Annotated in this window: 17 protein-coding genes and 2 tRNA genes; 15 read left to right on the top strand and 4 right to left on the bottom strand. The window is 60.9% G+C overall.

What is annotated here, in order from left to right:
- Positions 1–4: 4 nt before the first annotated feature.
- The 10 genes from BM403_RS11265 to BM403_RS11220 all read left to right on the top strand — a co-directional run bounded on the left by BM403_RS11265 (position 5) and on the right by BM403_RS11220 (position 13,021).
- Positions 5–1,426: an N-acetylmuramoyl-L-alanine amidase gene (locus BM403_RS11265; RefSeq protein ID WP_012721912.1), complete on the top strand. Its 1,422-nt coding sequence runs from the start codon at positions 5–7 to the stop codon at positions 1,424–1,426.
- Positions 1,426–3,342: a DNA mismatch repair endonuclease MutL gene (mutL, locus tag BM403_RS11260; RefSeq protein WP_043204692.1), complete on the top strand. Its 1,917-nt coding sequence runs from the start codon at positions 1,426–1,428 to the stop codon at positions 3,340–3,342. Before BM403_RS11265 ends, mutL begins: the two co-directional genes overlap by 1 nt.
- Positions 3,342–4,313 (top strand): tRNA (adenosine(37)-N6)-dimethylallyltransferase MiaA, encoded by a 972-nt coding sequence (miaA, locus tag BM403_RS11255; protein WP_012721914.1) that lies wholly within the window; start codon positions 3,342–3,344, stop codon positions 4,311–4,313. Before mutL ends, miaA begins: the two co-directional genes overlap by 1 nt.
- 94 nt (positions 4,314–4,407) lie before the next feature.
- A complete protein-coding gene (hfq, locus tag BM403_RS11250) occupies positions 4,408–4,668 on the top strand; it encodes an RNA chaperone Hfq (RefSeq protein ID WP_003171355.1) in 261 nt (86 codons plus the stop codon).
- A gap of 12 nt (positions 4,669–4,680) precedes the next feature.
- Positions 4,681–5,982 (top strand): ribosome rescue GTPase HflX, encoded by a 1,302-nt coding sequence (gene hflX / locus BM403_RS11245; RefSeq protein WP_012721915.1) that lies wholly within the window; start codon positions 4,681–4,683, stop codon positions 5,980–5,982.
- A 96-nt stretch (positions 5,983–6,078) separates the two neighbouring features.
- A complete protein-coding gene (gene hflK, locus BM403_RS11240; protein WP_012721916.1) occupies positions 6,079–7,254 on the top strand; it encodes an FtsH protease activity modulator HflK in 1,176 nt (391 codons plus the stop codon).
- On the top strand, positions 7,254–8,120 hold the full coding sequence (gene hflC / locus BM403_RS11235; RefSeq protein WP_043204695.1) for a protease modulator HflC: 867 nt from the start codon (positions 7,254–7,256) through the stop codon (positions 8,118–8,120). The genes hflK and hflC overlap by 1 nt, the downstream gene beginning before the upstream one ends.
- Before the next feature lie 294 nt (positions 8,121–8,414).
- Positions 8,415–9,602: an ATP phosphoribosyltransferase regulatory subunit gene (locus BM403_RS11230; protein WP_012721918.1), complete on the top strand. Its 1,188-nt coding sequence runs from the start codon at positions 8,415–8,417 to the stop codon at positions 9,600–9,602.
- A gap of 55 nt (positions 9,603–9,657) precedes the next feature.
- Positions 9,658–10,947, top strand: coding sequence for an adenylosuccinate synthase (locus BM403_RS11225; RefSeq protein WP_012721919.1), 1,290 nt, complete (start codon positions 9,658–9,660; stop codon positions 10,945–10,947).
- Positions 10,948–11,086: 139 nt separating this feature from the next.
- Entirely contained in the window at positions 11,087–13,021 is a 1,935-nt protein-coding gene (locus BM403_RS11220; protein WP_093542824.1) for a methyl-accepting chemotaxis protein, read from the top strand.
- A gap of 108 nt (positions 13,022–13,129) precedes the next feature.
- On the opposite strand, the gene BM403_RS11215 is transcribed toward BM403_RS11220, so the two are convergent.
- From BM403_RS11215 to BM403_RS11200, 4 genes are all read right to left on the bottom strand, one after another.
- On the bottom strand, positions 13,130–14,695 hold the full coding sequence (locus tag BM403_RS11215; RefSeq protein ID WP_093542822.1) for an ABC transporter permease: 1,566 nt from the start codon (positions 14,693–14,695) through the stop codon (positions 13,130–13,132).
- Positions 14,695–15,720 carry an iron ABC transporter substrate-binding protein gene (locus BM403_RS11210; protein ID WP_012721922.1) on the bottom strand — a complete coding sequence of 342 codons (1,026 nt, stop codon included), beginning with the start codon at positions 15,718–15,720 and terminating at the stop codon, positions 14,695–14,697. Before BM403_RS11210 ends, BM403_RS11215 begins: the two co-directional genes overlap by 1 nt.
- A 158-nt stretch (positions 15,721–15,878) precedes the next feature.
- Positions 15,879–15,965 (bottom strand) — tRNA-Leu (locus BM403_RS11205).
- 149 nt (positions 15,966–16,114) lie between these two features.
- Positions 16,115–16,201 (bottom strand) — tRNA-Leu (locus BM403_RS11200).
- A gap of 214 nt (positions 16,202–16,415) precedes the next feature.
- Between BM403_RS11200 and rnr the strand changes: the two genes are divergently transcribed.
- From rnr to BM403_RS11175, 5 genes are all read left to right on the top strand, one after another.
- Positions 16,416–19,052, top strand: coding sequence for a ribonuclease R (gene rnr / locus BM403_RS11195; protein ID WP_012721923.1), 2,637 nt, complete (start codon positions 16,416–16,418; stop codon positions 19,050–19,052).
- The gene (rlmB, locus tag BM403_RS11190; RefSeq protein ID WP_012721924.1) at positions 19,049–19,804 is read left to right on the top strand and encodes a 23S rRNA (guanosine(2251)-2'-O)-methyltransferase RlmB; all 756 of its coding nucleotides are present in this window, start codon (positions 19,049–19,051) and stop codon (positions 19,802–19,804) included. Before rnr ends, rlmB begins: the two co-directional genes overlap by 4 nt.
- Before the next feature lie 307 nt (positions 19,805–20,111).
- Complete coding sequence (gene rpsF / locus BM403_RS11185; RefSeq protein WP_003236224.1) at positions 20,112–20,534, top strand: 30S ribosomal protein S6; 423 nt, start codon at positions 20,112–20,114, stop codon at positions 20,532–20,534.
- Positions 20,535–20,562: 28 nt separating this feature from the next.
- Positions 20,563–20,793, top strand: coding sequence for a 30S ribosomal protein S18 (gene rpsR, locus BM403_RS11180; protein ID WP_002551829.1), 231 nt, complete (start codon positions 20,563–20,565; stop codon positions 20,791–20,793).
- A 36-nt stretch (positions 20,794–20,829) separates the two neighbouring features.
- Positions 20,830–21,723, top strand: coding sequence for a YybS family protein (locus BM403_RS11175; protein ID WP_012721925.1), 894 nt, complete (start codon positions 20,830–20,832; stop codon positions 21,721–21,723).
- The last annotated feature ends 12 nt before the right edge of the window (positions 21,724–21,735 follow it).

The raw sequence follows: 21,735 nt of genomic DNA, 5'->3' as shown, positions 1-21,735 counted from the left end.
AGGTATGCGCTTTCGCGCGTTGGTTGCTGTCGTAGGGGTGTTGCTTGCGGCAATGACTGTCAATGCTCTGGCTGCTTCACAGGTGAAAAGCGTTCGCCTGTGGCGAGCGCCGGATAACACGCGACTGGTGTTCGACCTGTCTGGCCCGGTCCAGCACAGCGTCTTTACCCTGACGGCGCCTGATCGCCTGGTGATCGACATCAACGGTGCGACCCTGGCCGCGCCGCTGAAAGTCTCCACCGCCAACACCCCGATCACCGCTATGCGCTCGGCCCAGCGTACGCCGACCGACCTGCGCGTGGTGATCGACCTGAAAAAGGTCGTGACCCCGAAAAGCTTCTCCCTGGCGCCAAACGCACAGTATGGCAACCGCTTGGTGGTTGACCTGTTCGACAATGCCGCCGATGCCGCACCGCCACCCGCGCCAACCCCAAGCGTCGCAACGGTGCCGGCCGTGCCGGTCAGCCCGTCGCAGCCGCAGGTCAAGCTGCCACCGCCGCCACCGGCTCCGGCCGGCAAGCGCGATATCATTGTGGTGATCGACGCCGGCCACGGTGGTGAGGACCCGGGGGCCTCCGGCTCGCGCGGCCAGCATGAAAAAGACGTGGTGCTGGCCATCGCCCGCGAGTTGCAGCGCCAGGTCAATGGCATGAAAGGCTATCGCGCCGAGCTGACGCGTACCGGCGACTACTTCATTCCATTGCGCGGGCGTACCGAAATCGCCCGCAAGAAAGGCGCCGACCTGTTTGTGTCGATCCACGCCGACGCCGCGCCTTCAGCGGCTGCCTTTGGCGCGTCGGTGTTTGCCCTGTCGGATCGCGGCGCTACGTCCGAGACTGCGCGTTGGCTGGCCGACAGCGAAAACCGTTCCGACTTGATCGGCGGCGCCGGCAATGTGTCCCTCGATGACAAGGACAAAATGCTCGCCGGCGTGCTGCTCGACCTGTCGATGACGGCCTCGCTGACGTCCAGCTTGAACGTTGGCCAAAAAGTATTGAGCAACATCGGCCGGGTGACCTCGCTGCACAAGCAGCGCGTGGAGCAAGCCGGGTTCATGGTGTTGAAGTCGCCGGACATCCCGTCGATCCTGGTGGAAACCGGGTTTATCTCCAACTCCAACGAAGCCTCGAAGCTGGCCAGCGCCAGCCATCAACAGGCGCTGGCACGCTCGATCAGTGCCGGTATTCGCCAGTTCTTCCAGCAGAATCCGCCACCGGGCACCTACATCGCCTGGCTGCGTGACTCGGGCAAAATCGCCCAGGGCCCGCGTGATCATCGCGTGCAGCCCGGCGACACCCTGGCGATGCTGGCGGTGCGGTTCCAGGTCTCGGCCGCTACCTTGCGCAGTGCCAACAACCTGAAAACCGATGAGCTCAAAGTCGGCCAGGTGTTGACCATCCCCGGCACTGAATTGGCGGCACAGTAATGAGCGAATCAACCTTGAACAGTGGGTCGCGTATCGAGCTGCTCAGCCCGCGCCTGGCGAACCAGATCGCAGCGGGGGAAGTGGTTGAGCGTCCCGCATCGGTGATCAAGGAGTTGCTGGAAAACAGCATCGACTCAGGCGCCAAGCGTATCGATGTCGACGTGGAACAGGGCGGCGTGAAGCTGCTGCGGGTGCGTGACGATGGCAGTGGCATCTCCTCCGACGACCTGCCGTTGGCCCTGGCCCGTCACGCCACCAGCAAGATCCGCGACCTGGAAGACCTTGAGCGCGTGATGAGCCTGGGCTTTCGCGGTGAGGCCCTGGCGTCGATCAGCTCCGTAGCACGTCTGACCCTGACGTCACGCACCCGTGACGCCGATCAAGCCTGGCAAGTGGAAACCGAAGGCCGCGACATGGCGCCTCGAGTCCAGCCGGCCGCCCACCCGGTGGGGACGTCGGTGGAAGTGCGCGACCTGTTCTTTAACACCCCGGCGCGACGCAAATTCCTCAAGGCCGAAAAAACCGAATTCGATCACCTGCAGGAAGTCATCAAGCGCCTGGCCCTGGCGCGTTTCGACGTGGCCTTCCACCTGCGCCACAACGGCAAGACCATCCTCAGCCTGCATGAAGCCCATGACGACGCGGCGCGTGCTCGCCGGGTGTCGGCTATTTGCGGTGCGGGGTTCCTGGAGCAGGCGCTGCCGATTGAAATCGAACGCAATGGCCTGCGCCTGTGGGGCTGGGTCGGTTTGCCGACGTTCTCCCGCAGCCAAGCGGACCTGCAGTACTTTTTTGTGAACGGCCGTGCAGTGCGCGACAAGCTGGTGGCCCATGCGGTGCGCCAGGCGTACCGCGATGTGCTGTTCAATGGGCGGCACCCGACGTTTGTGCTGTTCTTCGAGGTCGACCCGTCGGTGGTGGACGTCAACGTGCACCCCACCAAACACGAAGTGCGCTTCCGTGATGGGCGCATGGTGCATGACTTCCTTTACGGCACCTTGCACCGCACCCTGGGCGATGTGCGTCCGGATGATCAGTTGTCTGCCCCAATCGTGACGGCAGTGGTGCGGCCGAGCGGCCCGGAAGCCGGTGAGTTCGGCCCCCAGGGCGAAATGAGCCTGGCGGCCAACCTGCTGCAATCGCCGCAGCCGCAGCCGTCGTACACCGCGCCGGGTTCCGGTTCGGGGGCGGGTTATCAGTACCAATACACGCCGCGTCCGCAATCGGCGGTGCCGGTGGCCGAGGCCCAGGCGGCGTACCGCGAGTTTTTTGCGCCGCTGCCGGGGGCTGAGCCGGGTGCACCTGTCGCCTTGCCGGAGGGCGGTGGAGATATTCCGCCGTTGGGTTATGCGCTGGCGCAGCTCAAGGGTATCTACATCCTGGCGGAAAACGCCCATGGCCTGGTGCTGGTGGATATGCACGCCGCCCACGAGCGGATCATGTACGAGCGCCTCAAGATTGCCATGGCCAGTGAAGGCCTCAGTGGCCAGCCGCTGCTGGTGCCGGAATCCCTGGCGGTCAGCCAGCGTGAGGCTGATTGCGCAGAAGAGCACCACAGCGTGTTCCAGAAGCTGGGCTTTGAACTGCAACGCCTGGGCCCGGAAACCCTGGCCATCCGCCAGATCCCCGCACTGCTCAAGCAGGCCGAGGCCAATCGGCTGGTAGCCGACGTACTCGCCGACCTGATGGAGTACGGCACCAGTGACCGTATCCAGGCGCACATCAACGAATTGCTCGGCACCATGGCCTGCCACGGTGCCATCCGCGCCAATCGCCGCCTGGCCCTGCCGGAAATGAACGGCTTGCTGCGCGACATGGAAAACACCGAACGCAGCGGGCAATGCAACCATGGCCGGCCGACCTGGACCCAGATGGGCCTGGACGACCTGGACAAACTGTTCTTGCGCGGCCGTTGATGAGTGCCTTGCCCCCCGCGATCTTCCTGATGGGTCCTACGGCCGCCGGCAAGACCGACCTGGCCATCGAGCTGACCAAGGTGTTGCCATGCGAGCTGATCAGTGTGGACTCTGCCCTGGTTTACCGGGACATGGACATTGGCACCGCCAAGCCTTCCAAAGCGCTGTTGGCACAGTATCCGCATAAGTTGATCGACATTATCGACCCGGCCGAGAGCTATTCGGCGGCGGATTTCCGTACCGACGCGCTGGCCGCCATGGCCGAGATCACCGCGCGGGGCAATATTCCGCTGCTGGTGGGCGGTACGATGCTCTATTACAAGGCTTTGCAGGAGGGACTGGCGGATATGCCGGCGGCCGACGCCCAGGTGCGCGCCGAGCTTGAGGAAGAGGCTGCACGCCTTGGCTGGCAAGCCCTGCACGACCAGTTGGCGGCAATAGACCCGGTATCCGCCGCGCGCATTCACCCCAACGACCCCCAGCGCCTTTCACGGGCCCTGGAAGTCTGGCGTGTCAGCGGGCAGACCATGACTGAACACCGGCTGAAACAAAGTGCGCAAAGTGCTGACGCAGGCGCATCTGGGCAGTCACAATTGCCCTATACTGTGGCGAATCTGGCCATCGCTCCGGCAAATCGCCAGGTGCTGCATGAACGAATTGCACAAAGATTCACAATTATGTTGGAACAGGGGTTTGTGGACGAGGTCGTAGCACTGCGTTCAAGAGGTGACCTGCATCCAGGGTTGCCGTCGATACGTGCTGTAGGCTACCGCCAAGTCTGGGATCATCTGGATGGAAAGCTGACGTCAGCTGAGATGCAGGAGCGCGGCATCATTGCCACGCGCCAATTGGCGAAACGCCAGTTCACCTGGTTGCGCAGCTGGAGCGATTTACACTGGCTGGACAGCCTGGACAGCGACAATCTGTCACGCGCCTTGAAATACTTGGGAACGGTCTCCATATTGAGCTGAGTCCTTGCAATTGCCGTCTATCCTTGGGGGTGTGACGGCCATAAGCTATCTATTTTCCGATTTTTTATTATTGATCCTTAAAGGAGTGCGGCACATGTCAAAAGGGCATTCGCTACAAGACCCTTACTTGAATACTTTACGTAAAGAGAAAGTGGGGGTTTCCATCTACCTGGTCAACGGTATCAAGCTGCAAGGCACGATCGAGTCGTTCGACCAGTTCGTGATCCTGCTGAAAAACACCGTCAGCCAGATGGTATACAAGCACGCTATCTCGACAGTCGTCCCCGTTCGTCCAATCCGTCTGCCTAGCGCAGCAGGTGATGATGCAGCTGACGCTGAGCCAGGTAACGCCTGATAGGAGTCTCCTTTGTTCTTTGAGCGCCACGGTGGTGGTGAGCGAGTAATCCTCGTTCACTTGGATGGACAGGACCCTGAGGCGCGCGAAGATCCGCAGGAGTTTCAGGAGTTGGCAAATTCGGCCGGCGCCGAGACCGTTGCGTTTTTTAACGTGCCGCGTCATCGGCCAACCGCCAAATACCTGATTGGCAGCGGCAAGGTCGAGGAACTGCGCGACCTGGTCCACGCTGAAGAAGCCGATCTGGTGATCTTCAATCACACCCTTACGCCCAGTCAGGAACGTAACCTCGAACGTGTCTTCGAGTGTCGCGTGATCGACCGCACCGGTCTGATTCTCGATATTTTCGCCCAACGCGCCCGTACCCATGAAGGCAAGCTACAGGTCGAACTGGCCCAGCTTGACCACATGAGCACGCGGCTGGTCCGCGGCTGGACTCACCTTGAGCGTCAGGGTGGCGGTATCGGCATGCGGGGGCCGGGTGAAACCCAGCTCGAAACCGACCGCCGCCTGCTGCGGGTCCGCCTGCGCCAGATCAAGGGCCGCCTGGAGAAAGTCCGCAGCCAGCGCGAGCAATCGCGACGTGGTCGTTCGCGCGCAGATATCCCTACCGTGTCCCTGGTGGGCTATACCAACGCCGGCAAATCCACGCTGTTCAACAACGTGACGAAATCGGACGTGTACGCGGCCGACCAACTGTTCGCCACCCTTGACCCGACCTTGCGCCGTCTGGATCTGGACGACCTGGGGCCGATTGTCCTGGCCGATACCGTGGGGTTCATTCGTCACTTGCCGCACAAGCTGGTCGAGGCATTTCGGTCTACGCTCGAAGAGTCGAGCAATTCCGACCTGCTGTTGCACGTGATCGATGCGGCCGAACCGGATCGCATGTTGCAGATTGAACAGGTAATGCTGGTGCTGGGCGAGATTGGTGCCCAGGACTTGCCGATCCTCGAGGTCTATAACAAACTCGATTTGCTTGAAGGCGTTGAGCCACAAATCCAGCGCGACGAGAACGGCAAACCCCAGCGGGTGTGGTTGTCGGCGCGAGATGGCAGTGGTCTTGAGTTGCTTGAACAAGCGATTGCCGAGTTGCTCGGCGGTGATTTGTTCGTTGGCACCTTGCGCTTGCCCCAGCGTTTTGCTCGACTGCGTGCACAGTTTTTCGAGCTGGGCGCGGTCCAGAAAGAAGAACACGACGAAGAAGGTGTCAGCTTGCTGGCCGTTCGATTGCCGCGCTCGGAGCTGAATCGGCTGGTCAGCCGTGAAGGTGTGGTACCGACAGAGTTCATCGAACAACACACTTTGCAATAAAAGCCTCCGAAAGCGGTTGTGCCGCAGTGGCAGGCATTCTGTAGCATTGGTCGGCGCGCCGTGGGTGCGTCTTTGCTTTATCAGATGGAGAGCGCTATGGCTTGGAATGAGCCGGGTGGCAACTCGAATAATCAGGATCCTTGGGGTGGTAAACGCCGCAATAATGGCGACCGCAAGGGGCCACCAGATCTCGACGAGGCCTTCCGAAAGCTGCAGGAAAGCCTGAATGGGTTGTTCGGTGGTGGGAAAAAACGCGGTGGTGACGAAGGCGGTCGCACAAGCAAGGGCGGCGGCTATGGCCTGCTGGGCCTGGGTCTTGTCGTGCTGGCGGCCGTATGGCTGTACAGCGCCGTATACGTAGTGGACGAGCAGGAGCAAGCCGTGGTGCTGCGCTTCGGCAAGTACTACGAAACCGTCGGCCCAGGCCTGAATATCTACTTCCCGCCGATCGACAAGAAGTACATGGAGAACGTCACGCGTGAGCGTGCCTACACCAAGCAGGGCCAGATGCTGACTGAAGACGAGAACATCGTCGAAGTGCCGCTGACCGTGCAGTACAAGATCAGCAACCTGCAGGACTTCGTGCTGAACGTCGACCAGCCGGAAATCAGCCTGCAACACGCCACCGAAAGTGCCCTGCGCCACGTCGTCGGTTCCACCGCGATGGACCAGGTGCTGACCGAAGGTCGTGAATTGATGGCCAGTGAGATCAAGGAGCGTCTGCAACGCTTCCTCGATACGTACCGCACCGGTATCACGGTTACCCAGGTCAACGTACAAAGCGCAGCCGCACCGCGTGAAGTACAGGAAGCCTTCGATGACGTGATCCGCGCCCGTGAAGACGAGCAGCGTTCGCGCAACCAGGCTGAAACCTACGCCAACGGCGTCGTGCCGGAAGCCCGTGGTCAGGCCCAGCGCATCCTCGAGGATGCCAATGGTTACCGCGACGAAGTGGTCTCCCGCGCCAAGGGTGAGGCGGATCGCTTCACCAAGCTGGTTGCCGAGTACCGCAAGGCTCCAGAGGTGACGCGTGAGCGTCTGTACCTGGACACAATGCAGGAAGTCTTCAGCAACACCAGCAAGGTCCTCGTGACCGGCAGCAAAGGTGGGCAGAACAACCTGCTGTACCTGCCGCTGGACAAGATGATCGAAGGTGGTCGTAGCAGCACCAGCGCACCGTCCACCGGTTCCAATGCCGCTGCCAACGAAGCGAGCGCCCGTGCGGCCGCCGACTTGCTGCAACAGCAAACACGTACCAGGGAGAGTCGTTGATGAGCAATAAATCGCTGACCGCCCTGATTGTGGGCGTCGTCGTGGTCATCGCTGCCTGGAACTGCTTCTACATCGTGGCTCAGACCGAGCGTGCGGTGCTGCTGCAATTCGGTCGCGTGGTCCAGGCGGATGTCCAGCCGGGCCTGCATGTGAAAGTCCCCTACGTCAACCAGGTGCGCAAGTTCGACGCCCGCCTGATGACCCTGGATGCACCTACACAGCGCTTCCTGACCCTGGAAAAGAAAGCCGTGATGGTTGACGCCTACGCCAAGTGGCGCGTCAAGGATGCCGAGCGCTTCTACACCGCGACCTCCGGCCTCAAGCAGATTGCCGACGAGCGTTTGTCGCGCCGTCTGGAATCGGGACTGCGTGACCAGTTTGGTAAGCGCACCCTGCACGAGGTGGTATCCGGTGAGCGTGATGCGCTGATGGCGGACATCACGCGTTCGCTGAACACGATGGCGGAAAAAGAGCTGGGCATCGAGGTGATCGATGTTCGGGTCAAGGCTATCGACCTGCCGAAGGAAGTGAACCGCAGCGTGTTCGAGCGTATGAGCACCGAGCGTGAGCGTGAGGCTCGTGAGCACCGCGCCAAGGGTAACGAGCTGGCTGAAGGTATCCGTGCGGATGCCGACCGTCAGCGTCGTGTACTGCTGGCAGAGGCCTATCGCGAGTCTGAAGAGGCGCGTGGTGATGGTGATGCCCAAGCTGCGGCGATCTACTCCAAGGCGTACGGCCAGGACCAGGAGTTCTACGCGTTCTACCGTAGCCTGCGCGCCTACCGTGAAAGCTTCGCGAACAAAACCGACGTCATGGTGCTGGACCCAAGCAGCGAGTTCTTCCGCTACCTGGAAAAGTCCAAGTAACCGGCCTGTGATTCTGTAGGGCTCACTCCCGTCGGGCGGCTAAAACGCCTGGCGGGGTGATCCTTTCAGAAAACGGGTGTATGATGCGGCAGCCGGGAAATTCCCGGCTTTTTTGCGTCTGCATGTTTGATTCGGCAGGCGTGACAGGTTTTTCGAGGAAAGTGCCCGACGAGGCCGCTTGCAGGTCGTTCGTCACGTCGCTCTTGCGCGTGGTTTATGCAGGGGGCGGGTGTTTTCTGCTTCACTCAAGGCTCGGCCGAGGGCTGGCCGCCCGGATCATAGGGGAATGGCGTAATGGCAACGGTAGACCGCTGGCTGCTGCCAGATGGCATCGAAGAAGTACTGCCACCAGAAGCTGCGCGCATTGAAGTAGCGCGTCGCCAGGTGTTGGATCTGTTCCAGAGCTGGGGTTACGAGTTTGTCGTGACCCCCCATATCGAGTACCTGGAATCCCTGCTGACCGGCGCGGGCCAGGACCTGGATCTGCGCACCTTCAAGGTCATCGACCCGCAATCGGGCCGGCAAATGGGGTTCCGTGCCGATATCACGCCGCAAGTGGCGCGCATTGATGCGCACACCCTGCGCCGTGAAGGTCCGAGCCGCCTGTGCTATGCCGGCAGCGTGCTGCATGCGCAGCCGCGTGCATTGTCGTCTTCACGCAGTCCGATCCAGTTGGGCGCCGAGTTGTACGGTGACGCCAGCCCGAGCAGCGACGTTGAAGTGATCAGCCTGATGCTGGCCATGCTGCAACTGGCTGACGTGCCGGATGTCCACATGGACCTGGGTCACGTCGGTATCTACCGTGGCCTGGCCCGTGCGGCCGGGTTGTCCGGTGAAGTGGAGCAACAGTTGTTCGATGCCCTGCAACGCAAGGCTATCGATGAAGTTATCGCGCTGACCGAGGGCGTGCCTGCGGATCTCGCCGGCATGCTGCGTGCGCTGGTGAACCTGTGTGGCGGCCGTGAAGTGCTGGTAGCTGCGCGTGAGCGCCTGGCCAATGCGCCGGCGCCGGTACTGGCGGCACTGGACGACGTGCTGGCCATTGCCGAGCAACTGTCGGCGCGCTTCCCGCAGTTGCCGCTGTATTTTGACCTGGGTGAGTTGCGCGGCTACCACTACCACACCGGTGTGGTGTTCGCGGTATTTGTACCGGGTGTTGGCCAAGCCATCGCCCAAGGCGGTCGTTATGACGATATCGGCGCCGACTTCGGTCGTGCGCGTCCGGCCACCGGTTTTTCCACCGATTTGAAAACCCTGGTGACCCTGGGGCGTGCTGAGGTCGAGCTGCCGTCTGGTGGCATCTGGATGCCCGACAGTACGGACGCAGCACTCTGGCAGCAGGTTTGCCAGTTGCGCAGTGAGGGTCAGCGTGTTGTCCAGGCCTTGCCTGGCCAGCCATTGGCCGCCGCCCGTGAAGCGGACTGCGACCGGCAATTGATTCTGCAGAACGGGCTTTGGCAAGTATCGCCACTGGCTTCTTGAGTTTTCCTGCCGGCTCATTGCCGGCACCAAGTTTGCGCGAATGAGGACAAGTGTTATGGGTAAGAATGTCGTAGTCCTGGGCACCCAATGGGGTGATGAGGGCAAAGGCAAGATCGTTGATCTGCTGACCGAACATGCTGCCGCCGTAGTGCGCTACCAAGGTGGCCACAATGCTGGCCACACCCTGGTCATCGATGGCGAAAAAACCGTTTTGCACCTGATTCCGTCGGGCGTACTGCGCGAAGGCGTGCAGTGCCTGATCGGCAACGGCGTGGTGGTTGCACCTGACGCCCTGTTGCGCGAGATCACCAAGCTGGAAGAGAAAGGCGTACCGGTGCGCGAGCGCCTGCGTATCAGCCCATCCTGCCCGCTGATCCTGTCCTTCCACGTTGCGCTGGACCAGGCCCGTGAAAAGGCCCGTGGCGAGCTGAAGATCGGCACTACCGGTCGCGGTATCGGCCCGGCTTACGAAGATAAAGTTGCACGTCGTGGCCTGCGTGTGGGCGACCTGCTCAACATGCCGCGCTTTGAAGACAAGCTGCGTGAACTGGTGGATTACCACAACTTCATGCTGGTGGGTTACTACAAAGAGCCGGCCATCGAGTTTGAAAAGACCCTGGCTGAGTGCAAGGAATACGCTGAGCTGCTCAAGCCGCTGATGCTCGACGTGACGGCTGAGCTGCACGACCTGCGTCGCGCCGGCAAAGACATCATGTTCGAAGGCGCCCAGGGGTCCCTGCTGGACATCGACCACGGCACCTACCCGTACGTGACCAGCTCCAACACCACCGCGGGCGGCGTTGCGACCGGTTCGGGTGTTGGTCCGATGTTCCTGGACTACATCCTGGGCATCACCAAGGCTTACACCACGCGTGTGGGTTCGGGTCCGTTCCCGACTGAGCTGTTCGACGAAGTCGGTGCGCACTTGGCCAAGCAAGGTCATGAGTTCGGTGCGACCACTGGCCGTGCGCGTCGTTGCGGCTGGTTCGACGCGGTTATCCTGCGTCGCGCTATCGATGTGAACAGCATCTCGGGCATCTGCTTCACCAAGCTGGATGTGCTCGACGGTCTGGAAACCATCAACATCTGCGTCGGCTACAAAGACGCAGACGGTAACGATGTTGCCCCGACTGACGCTGACAGCTACGTGGGCTTGCAGCCGGTGTACGAAGAAGTGCCGGGCTGGACCGAATCGACCGTGGGCGCCAAGACCCTGGAAGAGTTGCCGGCTAACGCCCGTGCGTACATCAAGCGCGTTGAAGCGCTGATCGGCGCACCGATCGACATTATTTCGACGGGCCCGGACCGCAACGAGACCATCGTTCTGCGTCACCCGTTCGCTTAATAAGCTGTTGATGTAAAAAGCAAAGGGCTCCTTCGGGAGCCCTTTGTCGTATCTGTTCGCCAAGCGGCACGACCCTTGCTGTGTTTCTCTTTTTTGCGGTGCTATCAAATTAATGGCACCCGTGGTGGAGGGATTCCCGATGTCTGCCGTTCTCTCATTGTTACAAAGCCGTCTGTTGCGGCCGGTGTTCGTTACCCTAGGTATCGCTCTTTTAGTGCAAGTGCTGGTGGCCGTCGCTCTAACCCGGAGCACAGTCACGGCGTTGGAAGCGGATTTAGGCAATCGCCTGGGAATCGACAGCCAGAAGCTGTCCGGCGAATTGGCCCAGGCCGGCAAGGAAGTCACCTCCAGCCTGGACAGCCTGTCCACCAGCACCCGTCAGCGTCTGACGGCGGGGCTGTCGAACCGCCTGCAGGAAGAGCAGAAGCAACTGCGTGCGACCTTGGAAAAAGACCTGCAGGACTCCGCCAATGACATGGCGCAGTTACTGGCCTCAGTGGCGCCCCGCGCCATGTGGGACAGCGACGTGCCGACGTTGTCGGAGTTTGCGCGACGCGCCCAGCGCAATCCCAATGTGCTGTTTGTGGTCTACGACGACGCGGCTGGCGAGCACCTGACCCGCTACCTCAACCGTGAAAACCCGATCAATCAGGCGCTGCTGGCAAAGGGCGCCGGTGACCGTGCACTGGATAAAGTGCTGGATGCGGCTAAGAGCGACTCTTCTGTTTACTACGTGGAAGCATCCATCAGCCCCAATGGGGTAGAGATCGGCAAGGTGCGCATGGGCGTTTCGACCGCCTCGGTTGAAGCGGATCTGCAAGCGCTCGACAAGCGCTTCGCAGCCCTGATCGCCAGCGGTGATCAACTCGTCGGCGATAGCCTCAAGGGTGCGGCAGCCGACAGCGCTGCTGCCATGGGCGCCCGTTTGCAGTCCGCCCAAGCCACCGCCACCCAGATGACCGCCAACACCACCAGCGCCGTTCAGGACGCTGCTGGCACCTTGCGCTGGCGCATCGGCATGGGGCTTGCGCTGGTCGGTCTAGGCGTATTGCTGTTGATCGCCATCGTGCTGGGCCGCCGTGTGGTCAACCGCCTGAAGCTGCTGATCGCAGCCATGGATGATTTGGCGGCGGGCGAGGGGGACCTCACCAAGCGCGTGCAGATCAGCAGCAAGGACGAAATCGGCGATATGGCCTCGGCGGTCAATCGCTTTGTGGATAAGTTGCAGCCTATCGTGCGTGAGGCGGGAGATGTGGCTCAGCGTACCGGCGTGGAAATCGGTGCAATGACCTTGCGCAATGCCGGTGCTGACGCAGCGGCCGGCTTGCAGCGTGATGAGGTGGCTGAAAGCCTGCGCGCACTGTCGCAAATGGCCGACGAGGCGCAGGCCGAAAGCCATGCGATGCAGGCGGCGTTGCAGCAGGTGGTGGATATTCGCCAGGCCACGGATGAGAACTCGCGCACGTCAGCCGAAGTCGGCAGCCTGATCGAGGCGCTCGCGGGCCAGGTGCAGGCAGGCTCTCAGGTCATCGAGCGCCTGGCTCAACAAAGTGAGCAGATCGAGGTGGTGCTGACCGTGATTCACGGCATCGCCGAGCAGACCAACCTGTTGGCGCTCAACGCGGCCATCGAAGCAGCGCGTGCCGGCGAGACCGGGCGTGGTTTTGCGGTGGTGGCGGATGAGGTGCGTGCGCTGGCCAGCAAGACGCAAAGCTCCACGGGCGATATTCAGGCGCATATCGTGGCGTTGCAGCAGGGCGCGCGCGAGGCGGTGGAAACCATCGGTAAGGCCGGGCGCCAGGCCAGCGAAGGTTTGCTGGTGCTGCGCGACAGCGTGCGCCTGCAACAGACGGTGCAGGCTTCGGTGGAGCAGGTGCATGCGGCGATTGGCTTGGCGACGCGCGCGGCTGAGCATCAGGCGCAAGGTGCGCATGCGGTGCGTGGGCGGGTTGAGGTGATCCACGCCCAGGCCGAGCGGGCTGCGCAGGCGGTGGTGGAAACGACGGCCAGTGGCAAGGTGCTGGATGGGTTGGCAGCGCAGTTGAAGGCGAGCTTGGGGCAGTTCAGGGCCTAGTATCGCCTGTACCGACCTCATCGAGGGCAAGCCCCCTCCCACATTTACCTGCATTCCAGCGTTGGAACTCGGTCAACTGTGGGAGGGGGCTTGCCCCCGATAGCGGTTTCAGCGGCTCAAATACATCCGTGTCGTGAGCAGGTAAACCGGCAACCCCGACACCACTATCAACAGTGCCGCATACGGCGCCGCCGCCGCGAATTCCACATTCGAGGTGTGCGCCCACACCGCTGTCGCCAAGGTATTCAACCCTGTCGGACTGAGCAGCAATGTCGCCGTCAATTCCTTCATCGCATCCAGGAACACCAGCGCAAACGCCGCGCCCAAGGCCGGGAAAATAATCGGCAAGGTAACCCGACAAAACGCGCTGAACGACGACGCCCCCAGCGTGCGTGCGGCCTCTTCCAGTTGCGGCGCCGCCTTGTTCAGGGCCGTACGAATCGGTGCCTGAGCCAGCGGTAGAAACAACAACGCATACGCGATCAGCAACAATGCCGACGTCTGATACAGCGCCGGCACGTAATGCAGTGCGAAGTACACCAGCGTCAGCGCAATCACCAAACCGGGCAGCGCGTGCAGCAAGTACGGCAGACGCTCGGCCCAGATCGCCAGTTGGCCTTTGTGGCGCACCACCAGCAGCCCCACCGGCACCGCCAATACCAGGCACAGTGCGGCGCCGCCGAGCGACAGCGCCAGGGAGGACAGCAGTGCCTCGCTGATCTCGGCGACCGGGAATGCGGCGGAAGAGCCCACCGCCAGCCAATAACCGAGCATCCCCAGCGGAATGCCACTGCCGATGATTGCCAGCGCCAGGCAATAGGCTTGGCCGAGCGGTGCCCACTTGCCTAGTCGCACCTGCTCTGCATGCCGCGCAGCGCCCTGGCCGATACGAACATGTCGGCCCTTGCCGCGTACCCGTAGCTCCAGCCATAGCAGGGTCAGGCACATCATCAGCAGCACTGCTGACAACATCGCGGCATTGGCATTGCTGAATTCCAGCTCGAATTGTTGATAGATCGCGGTGGTAAAGGTCTGCAGGCCGATGATCGACAAGGCGCCGAACTCCACCAGCATATGCAAGGCGATCAAGAGGGCTCCCGCCAGTAGCGAAGGCCACAGCAAAGGCAGCGTAATCCGAAAAAACACGCCCCAGCGATTCAGTCCCAGCGTTCGTGCAGACTCCTCCAGGGATGGATCAAGATTGCGCAATGTCGCCGCCACCGGCAGAAACACCAGCGGGTACTTGGACAGGCTCATCACCAGGATGGCGCCGCCCAGCCCTTCGAAATGGGCGCTGAGCGACACCCAGGTAAAGCTGCTGACAAAGGCGGGTACCGCAAACGGCAGGCACAGCACCACGCCCCAGATACGTCGCCCCGGCAGGTTGCTGCGTTCCAGCAACCAGGCCAGGGACAGGCCGACCACGCCGCATACCAGCGTCACGCCGACCATCAATGCCAGGGTATTGCGCAGCAGCCCGAACACATACGGCCGCCACAGCAGATGCACCGCCTCCGCCCAGCCGGCCTGCCAGGCCTTGAGTCCGACATACACCAGCGGCAGCAGGCTCAGGCCCACCAGGAACAGGACGGGCAGCACCAGCCAGATCGACGGGCGCTTGCGCCTTGGGCGCAGCCCCCCGTGCAGGGCGGAAGCGGGTAGCGATGGGTTCATCAGTTCAAGCCAACGTCACGTTCCAGGTCCAGGGCTTCTTCGGCGTTGCCCAGGTCGGCGGGGGTGACTTTCGGCGGTTGCAGCTCACTGAAAGGCTTGAGGCCGCGGTTGGATTCCATGCCTTTACGCAGCGGGTATTCCGCCGAGGTGTTGGTAATCACGCGTTGGCCTTCTTCACTGGCCATGAACGCCAGCAGTTGCTGGGCTTCCTTGGGATGTTTGCTGGACTTCAGCGCGGCGGCGGAAGACACGGTGATCAGGCCGCCTGCATCGCCGTTGGTGAAGTAATGCAGTTGGGAATCCAGGTTGGTTTTTTCCTTTTTCAGGGCAAACCAGTAATAGTTATTCACCAGCACAGTGGCCACTTCGCCATTTTCCACAGCCTTGAGGGCGACCATGTTGTTGCTGTACACCTTGCCGAAAGCGCGTAAACCGGTCAGCCATTCTTCAGCCGCCTCGCGACCGTGCAGCTTGATGATCGCCACGGCTTGTTCCTGGAAGGCGCCGCTGGTGGGGACAAAGCCGACTTTGCCTTGCCACTCGGGACCGGCGAAATCCAGAACCGACTTGGGCAAGTCTTTTTCAGCAATAAGTTTCGGATTAAAGGCCACGACGCGGGTGCGTGCGGTCACGCCCATCCAGTCGCCATGGGCGCCAACATAGTCCTTGGGCAATACGTCGAGTGTGCTGGCGTCAATCTTGGCCAGCAGGCCTTGCTCGCCGAGTTTGTTCAGCGGCGGCGACTCTTCGGTGTAGATCACGTCGGCGGGGGAGCGGTCGCCTTCTTCGACGACCTGGCTGGCCAGCTGGTTGCTGCTGCCTTTGCGCACGTTGACGTGGATACCGGTTTTGGCCTCAAAGGCCTTGGCGAGTTCGTCGCCGACCTCTTTGTGCTGGCCGTTGTACAGGGTCAATGAGACCTTGTCGGCGGAATAGGCGGTAGGCGAGAGCAGGGTCAGGCCGAGCAGGGTGATGGTCAGGCCACGCAGAAGGGATGTCTTGAGACGGGTATCGCGGATCATCATCCGGGGTGTTCCTCACTTGTATGCAACAAATACTTACAAGGATAAACGATAAAACTTCTCAAGTGCGGACGAGGGGCAAATCGCTGGGGAAGTTTCCACGCTGATTTTTTCAAACCCCAGAAACGAAAAAACCCGCTTTCGCGGGTTTGATCTGAATTTGGTGCCCAGGAGAAGACTCGAACTTCCACGACCTTGCGATCACCAGCACCTGAAGCTGGCGTGTCTACCAATTTCACCACCTGGGCATTATCAACGCTTGCGCTGTTGATGGAGCGAACTATACGGAGGGCTTTTTGATCTGTAAACCCCTGATTCAAAAAAATAAATCAAGTTTTCTGTTGAAAATCAAAGGCCTGAAACGAAAAAACCCGCTTTCGCGGGTTTGATCTGAATTTGGTGCCCAGGAGAAGACTCGAACTTCCACGACCTTGCGATCACCAGCACCTGAAGCTGGCGTGTCTACCAATTTCACCACCTGGGCAGCATCAACAACGTTGCCGTCGTCGATGGCGCGCACTATACGGAGGGGATTTTAAGCTGTAAACCCCCGCCATGAAAAAAGCCTGGAAAATTTCGCCAGTGGTCGTGCAAGGTGTGCGCTGGGGGCTTTAAAAGGCTTGTTGACGTCTGAAATTTCCCGTTTCAATACGCGTATGCCAAACTAACCCGCATATAGACAAGGTGAAAACTCTCTAATGGCCGATTGGCAGTCCCTCGATCCCGAGGCCGCTCGTGAAGCGGAAAAATATGAAAACCCTATTCCTAGCCGCGAACTGATCCTGGCGCACCTCGCCGATCGGGGTTCGCCTGCTAGCCGCGAGCAGCTGGTTGAAGAGTTCGGTCTGACCACCGAAGACCAGCTCGAAGCCCTGCGCCGCCGTTTGCGTGCCATGGAGCGCGATGCTCAATTGATCTATACCCGCCGTGGTACTTACGCGCCGGTGGATAAGCTCGACCTGATCCTGGGCCGCATTGCCGGCCATCGTGACGGCTTCGGCTTCCTGATCCCGGACGACGGCAGTGACGACCTGTTCATGAGCCCGGCGCAAATGCGCCTGGTGTTCGATGGCGACCGTGCCCTGGCACGCGTGTCGGGCCTGGACCGTCGCGGTCGTCGCGAAGGTGTGATCGTCGAAGTGGTGTCCCGTGCCCACGAGTCCATCGTCGGCCGTTACTTCGAAGAAGGCGGCATCGGCTTTGTGGTTCCGGATAACCCGAAGGTCCAGCAGGAAGTGCTGATTACCCCGGGCCGCAATGGCGCCGCCAAGGTCGGCCAGTTCGTCGAGGTGAAAATCACCCACTGGCCAACGGCACGCTTCCAGCCTCAAGGCGATATCGTTGAAGTGGTCGGCAACTACATGGCGCCGGGCATGGAAATCGACGTCGCGCTGCGCACCTACGATATTCCTCACGTCTGGCCTGAAGCTGTGCTGAAAGAAGCCGCCAAGCTCAAGCCGGAAGTTGAAGAGAAAGACAAAGAAAAACGCATCGACCTGCGTCATCTGCCGTTCGTCACCATCGACGGCGAAGATGCCCGCGACTTCGACGATGCGGTCTACTGCGAAGCCAAGCCTGGCAAGCTGCGCCTGTTCTCCGGCGGCTGGAAGTTGTTCGTCGCGATTGCGGACGTGTCCAGCTACGTGAAAATCGGTTCGGCCCTGGACAACGAGGCTCAGGTGCGCGGCAACTCCGTGTATTTCCCTGAGCGCGTGATCCCGATGCTGCCTGAGCAGCTGTCCAACGGCCTGTGCTCCCTGAACCCGAAAGTCGACCGTTTGGCCATGGTGTGCGAGATGACCATCTCGAAAACCGGCGAAATGACCGATTACCAGTTCTACGAAGCGGTGATCCATTCCCAGGCGCGCCTGACCTACAACAAGGTCAGCACCATCCTGGAACAGCCGAAAACCAGCGAAGCCAAAGCGCTGCGTGGCGAGTACGGGCATGTCGTGCCGCACCTCAAGCAGCTTTACGCTTTGTACAAAGTCTTGTTGGGCGCACGTCATGTGCGGGGTGCGATCGATTTTGAAACTCAGGAAACCCGGATTGTCTTCGGTTCCGAGCGCAAAATCGCCGCCATCACCCCGACCACGCGCAACGACGCACACAAACTGATCGAGGAATGCATGCTGGCGGCCAACGTGGCCACCGCTGAATTCCTGAAGAAGCACGAGATCCCTGCGTTGTACCGTGTACACGACGGTCCGCCGCCGGAGCGTCTGGAAAAACTGCGCGCGTTCCTCGGTGAGCTCGGCCTGTCCCTGCACAAAGGCAAGGACGGCCCGACGCCCAAGGATTACCAGGCATTGCTGGCGAGCATCAAGGACCGTCCGGATTATCATGTGATCCAGACCGTCATGCTGCGCTCCCTGAGCCAGGCGGTGTACAGCGCCGACAACCAGGGCCACTTCGGCCTGAATTACGAGGCGTACACCCACTTCACCTCGCCGATTCGCCGTTACCCGGATCTGCTCACGCACCGCGCGATCCGCAGCGTGATCCACTCCAAGCAGAACACGCCGCACGTCCAGCGCGCCGGTGCCATGACCATTCCGAAGGCACGGATCTATCCGTACGACGAAGCGGCCCTGGAACAGTTGGGCGAGCAGTGCTCCATGAGCGAGCGCCGCGCCGATGAAGCCACCCGTGACGTCGTGAACTGGCTCAAGTGCGAGTTCATGAAAGACCGCGTGGGCGAGTCGTTCCCAGGTGTGATCACCGCCGTGACCGGCTTTGGCCTGTTCGTCGAGCTGACCGATATCTACGTCGAGGGTCTGGTGCATGTCACCGCCTTGCCGGGCGACTACTACCACTTCGACCCTGTGCATCACCGCTTGGCGGGCGAGCGCACCGGTCGCAGCTTCCGCTTGGGCGACACGGTTGAAGTGCAGGTCATGCGCGTCGACCTCGACGAGCGCAAGATCGATTTCGGCATGCCTGACAAACCCGCCGAAGCGCCGAACAGCCGTAAAAAGCGTGGCAGCGAACCTGCTGCGCCAGCCAGCAAAGGCAAGGGCGCTCCTGCGAAAGCAGCGGCTGCCGAGCCTGCGCCAGCCAAGGCCGGTCGTCGTTCTTCTGCCAAGGACAAGGCCCCCGAAGCCTACCGCCCAAGCGACGCAGCGGCGAAGAACGCCGAACTGCGCAAGAGCCGTGAGTTGAAGCAGCAGTTGCTCAACGAAGCCAAAAGCGGTGGTAAGGCGGCGTCTGGGGGAAAGTCCCGCGAGGCGGAAAAACCGTCGAGCAAGCCAAGTAAACACCGTAAAGGCCCGCCCAAGGCGGGTTCGGCTCCCGCGAAAAGCGGCGGGTCGCGCAAACCTAAGGCCAAGTCATGAGTCTGGAAAAAATCTACGGCGTACACGCCGTAGAAGCACTGCTGCGTCACCACCCTAAACGCGTCAAGCAAGTGTGGTTGGCAGAAGGTCGCAGCGAGCCGCGCGTGCAAGCGCTGGTCGAGTTGGCCACCCAAAACAAAGTTGCCATCGGCCAGGCCGAGCGTCGTGAAATGGACGTGTGGGTTGAAGGCGTTCACCAGGGTGTGGTGGCGGACGTCAGTCCTAGCCAGGTCTGGGGCGAAGCCATGCTCGACGAGCTGCTCGACCGCACCGAAGGCGCGCCGCTGTTGCTGGTGCTGGACGGCGTGACCGACCCGCACAACCTCGGCGCCTGCCTGCGTTCGGCGGATGCTGCCGGCGCGTTGGCGGTGATCGTGCCTAAAGACAAGTCGGCGACCCTGACGCCGGTTGTGCGTAAAGTCGCCTGCGGTGCGGCCGAAGTGATTCCGCTGGTCGCCGTGACCAACCTGGCGCGCACCCTGGAGAAGCTCCAGCAACGCGGCCTGTGGGTCGTGGGCACGGCGGGGGAGGCTGAGGTCAGCATTTATGACCAGGACCTCACCGGCCCGACCATCCTGATCATGGGTGCTGAAGGCAAGGGCATGCGTCGCCTGACCCGCGAGCATTGCGACTACCTGGTGCATTTGCCGATGGCCGGCAGTGTCAGCAGCCTCAACGTGTCGGTCGCGACCGGCGTGTGCCTGTTTGAAGCCCGCCGCCAACGGGGTGCCAAGGCCAAGACCAAGAAGTAGGCAGGCCTGGCGCAAGACTCAATGTGGGAGGGGGCTTGCCCCCGATAGCGGTGTCTCAGTTGCAGAGAATGTGACTGATCCTCCGTAATCGGGAGCAAGCCCCTTCTCACATTTGCGTTTGTGGTGTTTGGGGGGGTGTTCAAATAATCACCAATCACCTTGCGCGCTTCCTCCCCCTTCTCTACAATTGCGCCCCTTGCCTTCCTGGCGGGCACCGATGTGCCTCCCTGCGGCAAGATCCATAAGTGTCATTCACTCCTTGTCTGACCGTTTTTGAGCGGCAGGCTACAACCCGTAAGGAGCATTCATGCGTCATTACGAAATCATCTTTTTGGTCCACCCGGATCAAAGCGAGCAAGTCGGCGGCATGGTTGAGCGTTACACCAAGCTGATCGAAGAAGACGGCGGCAAAATCCACCGTCTGGAAGATTGGGGCCGTCGTCAACTGGCCTACGCAATCAACAATGTTCACAAGGCTCACTACGTGATGCTGAACGTTGAGTGCACTGGCAAGGCCCTGGCCGAGCTGGAAGACAACTTCCGCTACAACGATGCAGTGATCCGTAACCTGGTCATCCGTCGCGAAGAAGCCGTTACCGGCCAATCCGAGATGCTCAAGGCTGAAGAAAACCGCAGTGAGCGCCGTGAGCGTCGCGACCGTCCTGAGCACGAAGGCGCTGATAGCGCTGACAGTGATGACAGCGACAACAGCGATAACGCTGACGAGTAATCCACGGACCTTTTAAGGAGCCTATCAAATGGCACGTTTCTTCCGTCGTCGTAAATTTTGCCGCTTCACCGCTGAAGACGTGAAAGAGATCGATTACAAAGATCTCAACACTCTGAAAGCCTACGTATCCGAGACCGGCAAAATCGTTCCAAGCCGTATCACCGGTACCAAAGCACGTTATCAGCGTCAGCTGGCCACCGCTATCAAGCGCGCCCGCTTCCTGGCCCTGCTGGCCTACACCGACAGCCACGGCCGCTGAGACCGGGCAGTCGACAAGTAGTAAGGGATTGAATGCATGCGCGCCTTAGCTGAGTTCATCATGCGCGGTCGCGTGCAGGCCACTCTGGTAGTGGCTGGATGTGCAGCATTGCCGTTGTTGTATTGGTTGGGTGCTGCCGCTGGATGCCTTGTGCTCCTGCGGCGCGGTTTGCGGGACGCCTTTGGCGTCCTGGCCCTGGGATTGCTGGCCGCCTTGATCTGGTGGCTGCAATTGGGCGAACCCAAGGTACTTTTGGTACTGCTGGGGTCGTCGAGCCTTGCGTTGGTTTTACGCGCAAGTGAGTCCTGGGTCCGCACGCTGCTGGTCAGCGTGGCATTGGGGTTGGTGTTTTCGGTGTTGATTGACGCGGCTTTCCGCCCGCAAATCGAGGCGCTGTCGCAAGAGATCGTCAAGATCCTGCCGATGGCCCTCGGGGAACTCTACCAGCAGCTGTCGGTAGAAGAGCGAGCGCGACTGGCAACACTGATTGCACCGGCCCTGATCGGCCTGATGGCGGTAATGATGCAGATCGTCAGCGTGCTGAGCCTGATGCTTGGGCGATATTGGCAGGCGTTGTTGTACAACCCGGGTGGTTTTGGTCGCGAATTTCGCAGTATCAGAATCCCCGTGGGCCCGGCGATGTTGCTGCTGGCTCTCATGGTTATCGGGCCGAACCTCGGTTCGCAGATGGCCTTGATGGTGCTGTTTTGCAGCGTACCGCTGGTGTTTGCCGGGCTGGCCCTGATTCATGGGCTGGTCGCGCAGAAGCGCCTGGCCAAGTTTTGGCTGGTGGGGATGTACGTAACGATGTTGCTGTTCATGCAGCTGATCTATCCGTTACTCGTGGTTCTGGCCATTGTCGACGGCCTGATTGATTTTCGCGGTCGTCTGGCGCCGAAAGACGCCGATAACGCGAACGGTGAAGGTTAAAAGTTAGAGGAT

Origin of the sequence: Pseudomonas sp. OV546, assembly GCF_900116845.1 — a bacterium.
Classification (GTDB): Bacteria; Pseudomonadota; Gammaproteobacteria; order Pseudomonadales; family Pseudomonadaceae; genus Aquipseudomonas; species Aquipseudomonas petroselini.
This window is presented reverse-complemented; position numbering and strand designations above follow the sequence as displayed.

What these genes read in the sequence shown, in the direction of transcription:
- BM403_RS11265 (WP_012721912.1), top strand. Translation starts at nt 5, where the DNA reads ATGCGCTTTCGCGCGTTGGTTGCTGTCGTAGGGGTGTTGCTTGCGGCA.
- BM403_RS11230 (WP_012721918.1), top strand. Translation starts at nt 8,415, where the DNA reads ATGGCAACGGTAGACCGCTGGCTGCTGCCAGATGGCATCGAAGAAGTA.
- BM403_RS11220 (WP_093542824.1), top strand. Translation starts at nt 11,087, where the DNA reads ATGTCTGCCGTTCTCTCATTGTTACAAAGCCGTCTGTTGCGGCCGGTG.
- rnr (WP_012721923.1), top strand. Translation starts at nt 16,416, where the DNA reads ATGGCCGATTGGCAGTCCCTCGATCCCGAGGCCGCTCGTGAAGCGGAA.
- BM403_RS11215 (WP_093542822.1), bottom strand. Translation starts at nt 14,695, where the DNA reads ATGAACCCATCGCTACCCGCTTCCGCCCTGCACGGGGGGCTGCGCCCA.
- hflC (WP_043204695.1), top strand. Translation starts at nt 7,254, where the DNA reads ATGAGCAATAAATCGCTGACCGCCCTGATTGTGGGCGTCGTCGTGGTC.
- hfq (WP_003171355.1), top strand. Translation starts at nt 4,408, where the DNA reads ATGTCAAAAGGGCATTCGCTACAAGACCCTTACTTGAATACTTTACGT.
- rpsR (WP_002551829.1), top strand. Translation starts at nt 20,563, where the DNA reads ATGGCACGTTTCTTCCGTCGTCGTAAATTTTGCCGCTTCACCGCTGAA.
- BM403_RS11175 (WP_012721925.1), top strand. Translation starts at nt 20,830, where the DNA reads ATGCGCGCCTTAGCTGAGTTCATCATGCGCGGTCGCGTGCAGGCCACT.
- miaA (WP_012721914.1), top strand. Translation starts at nt 3,342, where the DNA reads ATGAGTGCCTTGCCCCCCGCGATCTTCCTGATGGGTCCTACGGCCGCC.
- BM403_RS11210 (WP_012721922.1), bottom strand. Translation starts at nt 15,720, where the DNA reads ATGATGATCCGCGATACCCGTCTCAAGACATCCCTTCTGCGTGGCCTG.
- rpsF (WP_003236224.1), top strand. Translation starts at nt 20,112, where the DNA reads ATGCGTCATTACGAAATCATCTTTTTGGTCCACCCGGATCAAAGCGAG.
- mutL (WP_043204692.1), top strand. Translation starts at nt 1,426, where the DNA reads ATGAGCGAATCAACCTTGAACAGTGGGTCGCGTATCGAGCTGCTCAGC.
- rlmB (WP_012721924.1), top strand. Translation starts at nt 19,049, where the DNA reads ATGAGTCTGGAAAAAATCTACGGCGTACACGCCGTAGAAGCACTGCTG.
- BM403_RS11225 (WP_012721919.1), top strand. Translation starts at nt 9,658, where the DNA reads ATGGGTAAGAATGTCGTAGTCCTGGGCACCCAATGGGGTGATGAGGGC.
- hflK (WP_012721916.1), top strand. Translation starts at nt 6,079, where the DNA reads ATGGCTTGGAATGAGCCGGGTGGCAACTCGAATAATCAGGATCCTTGG.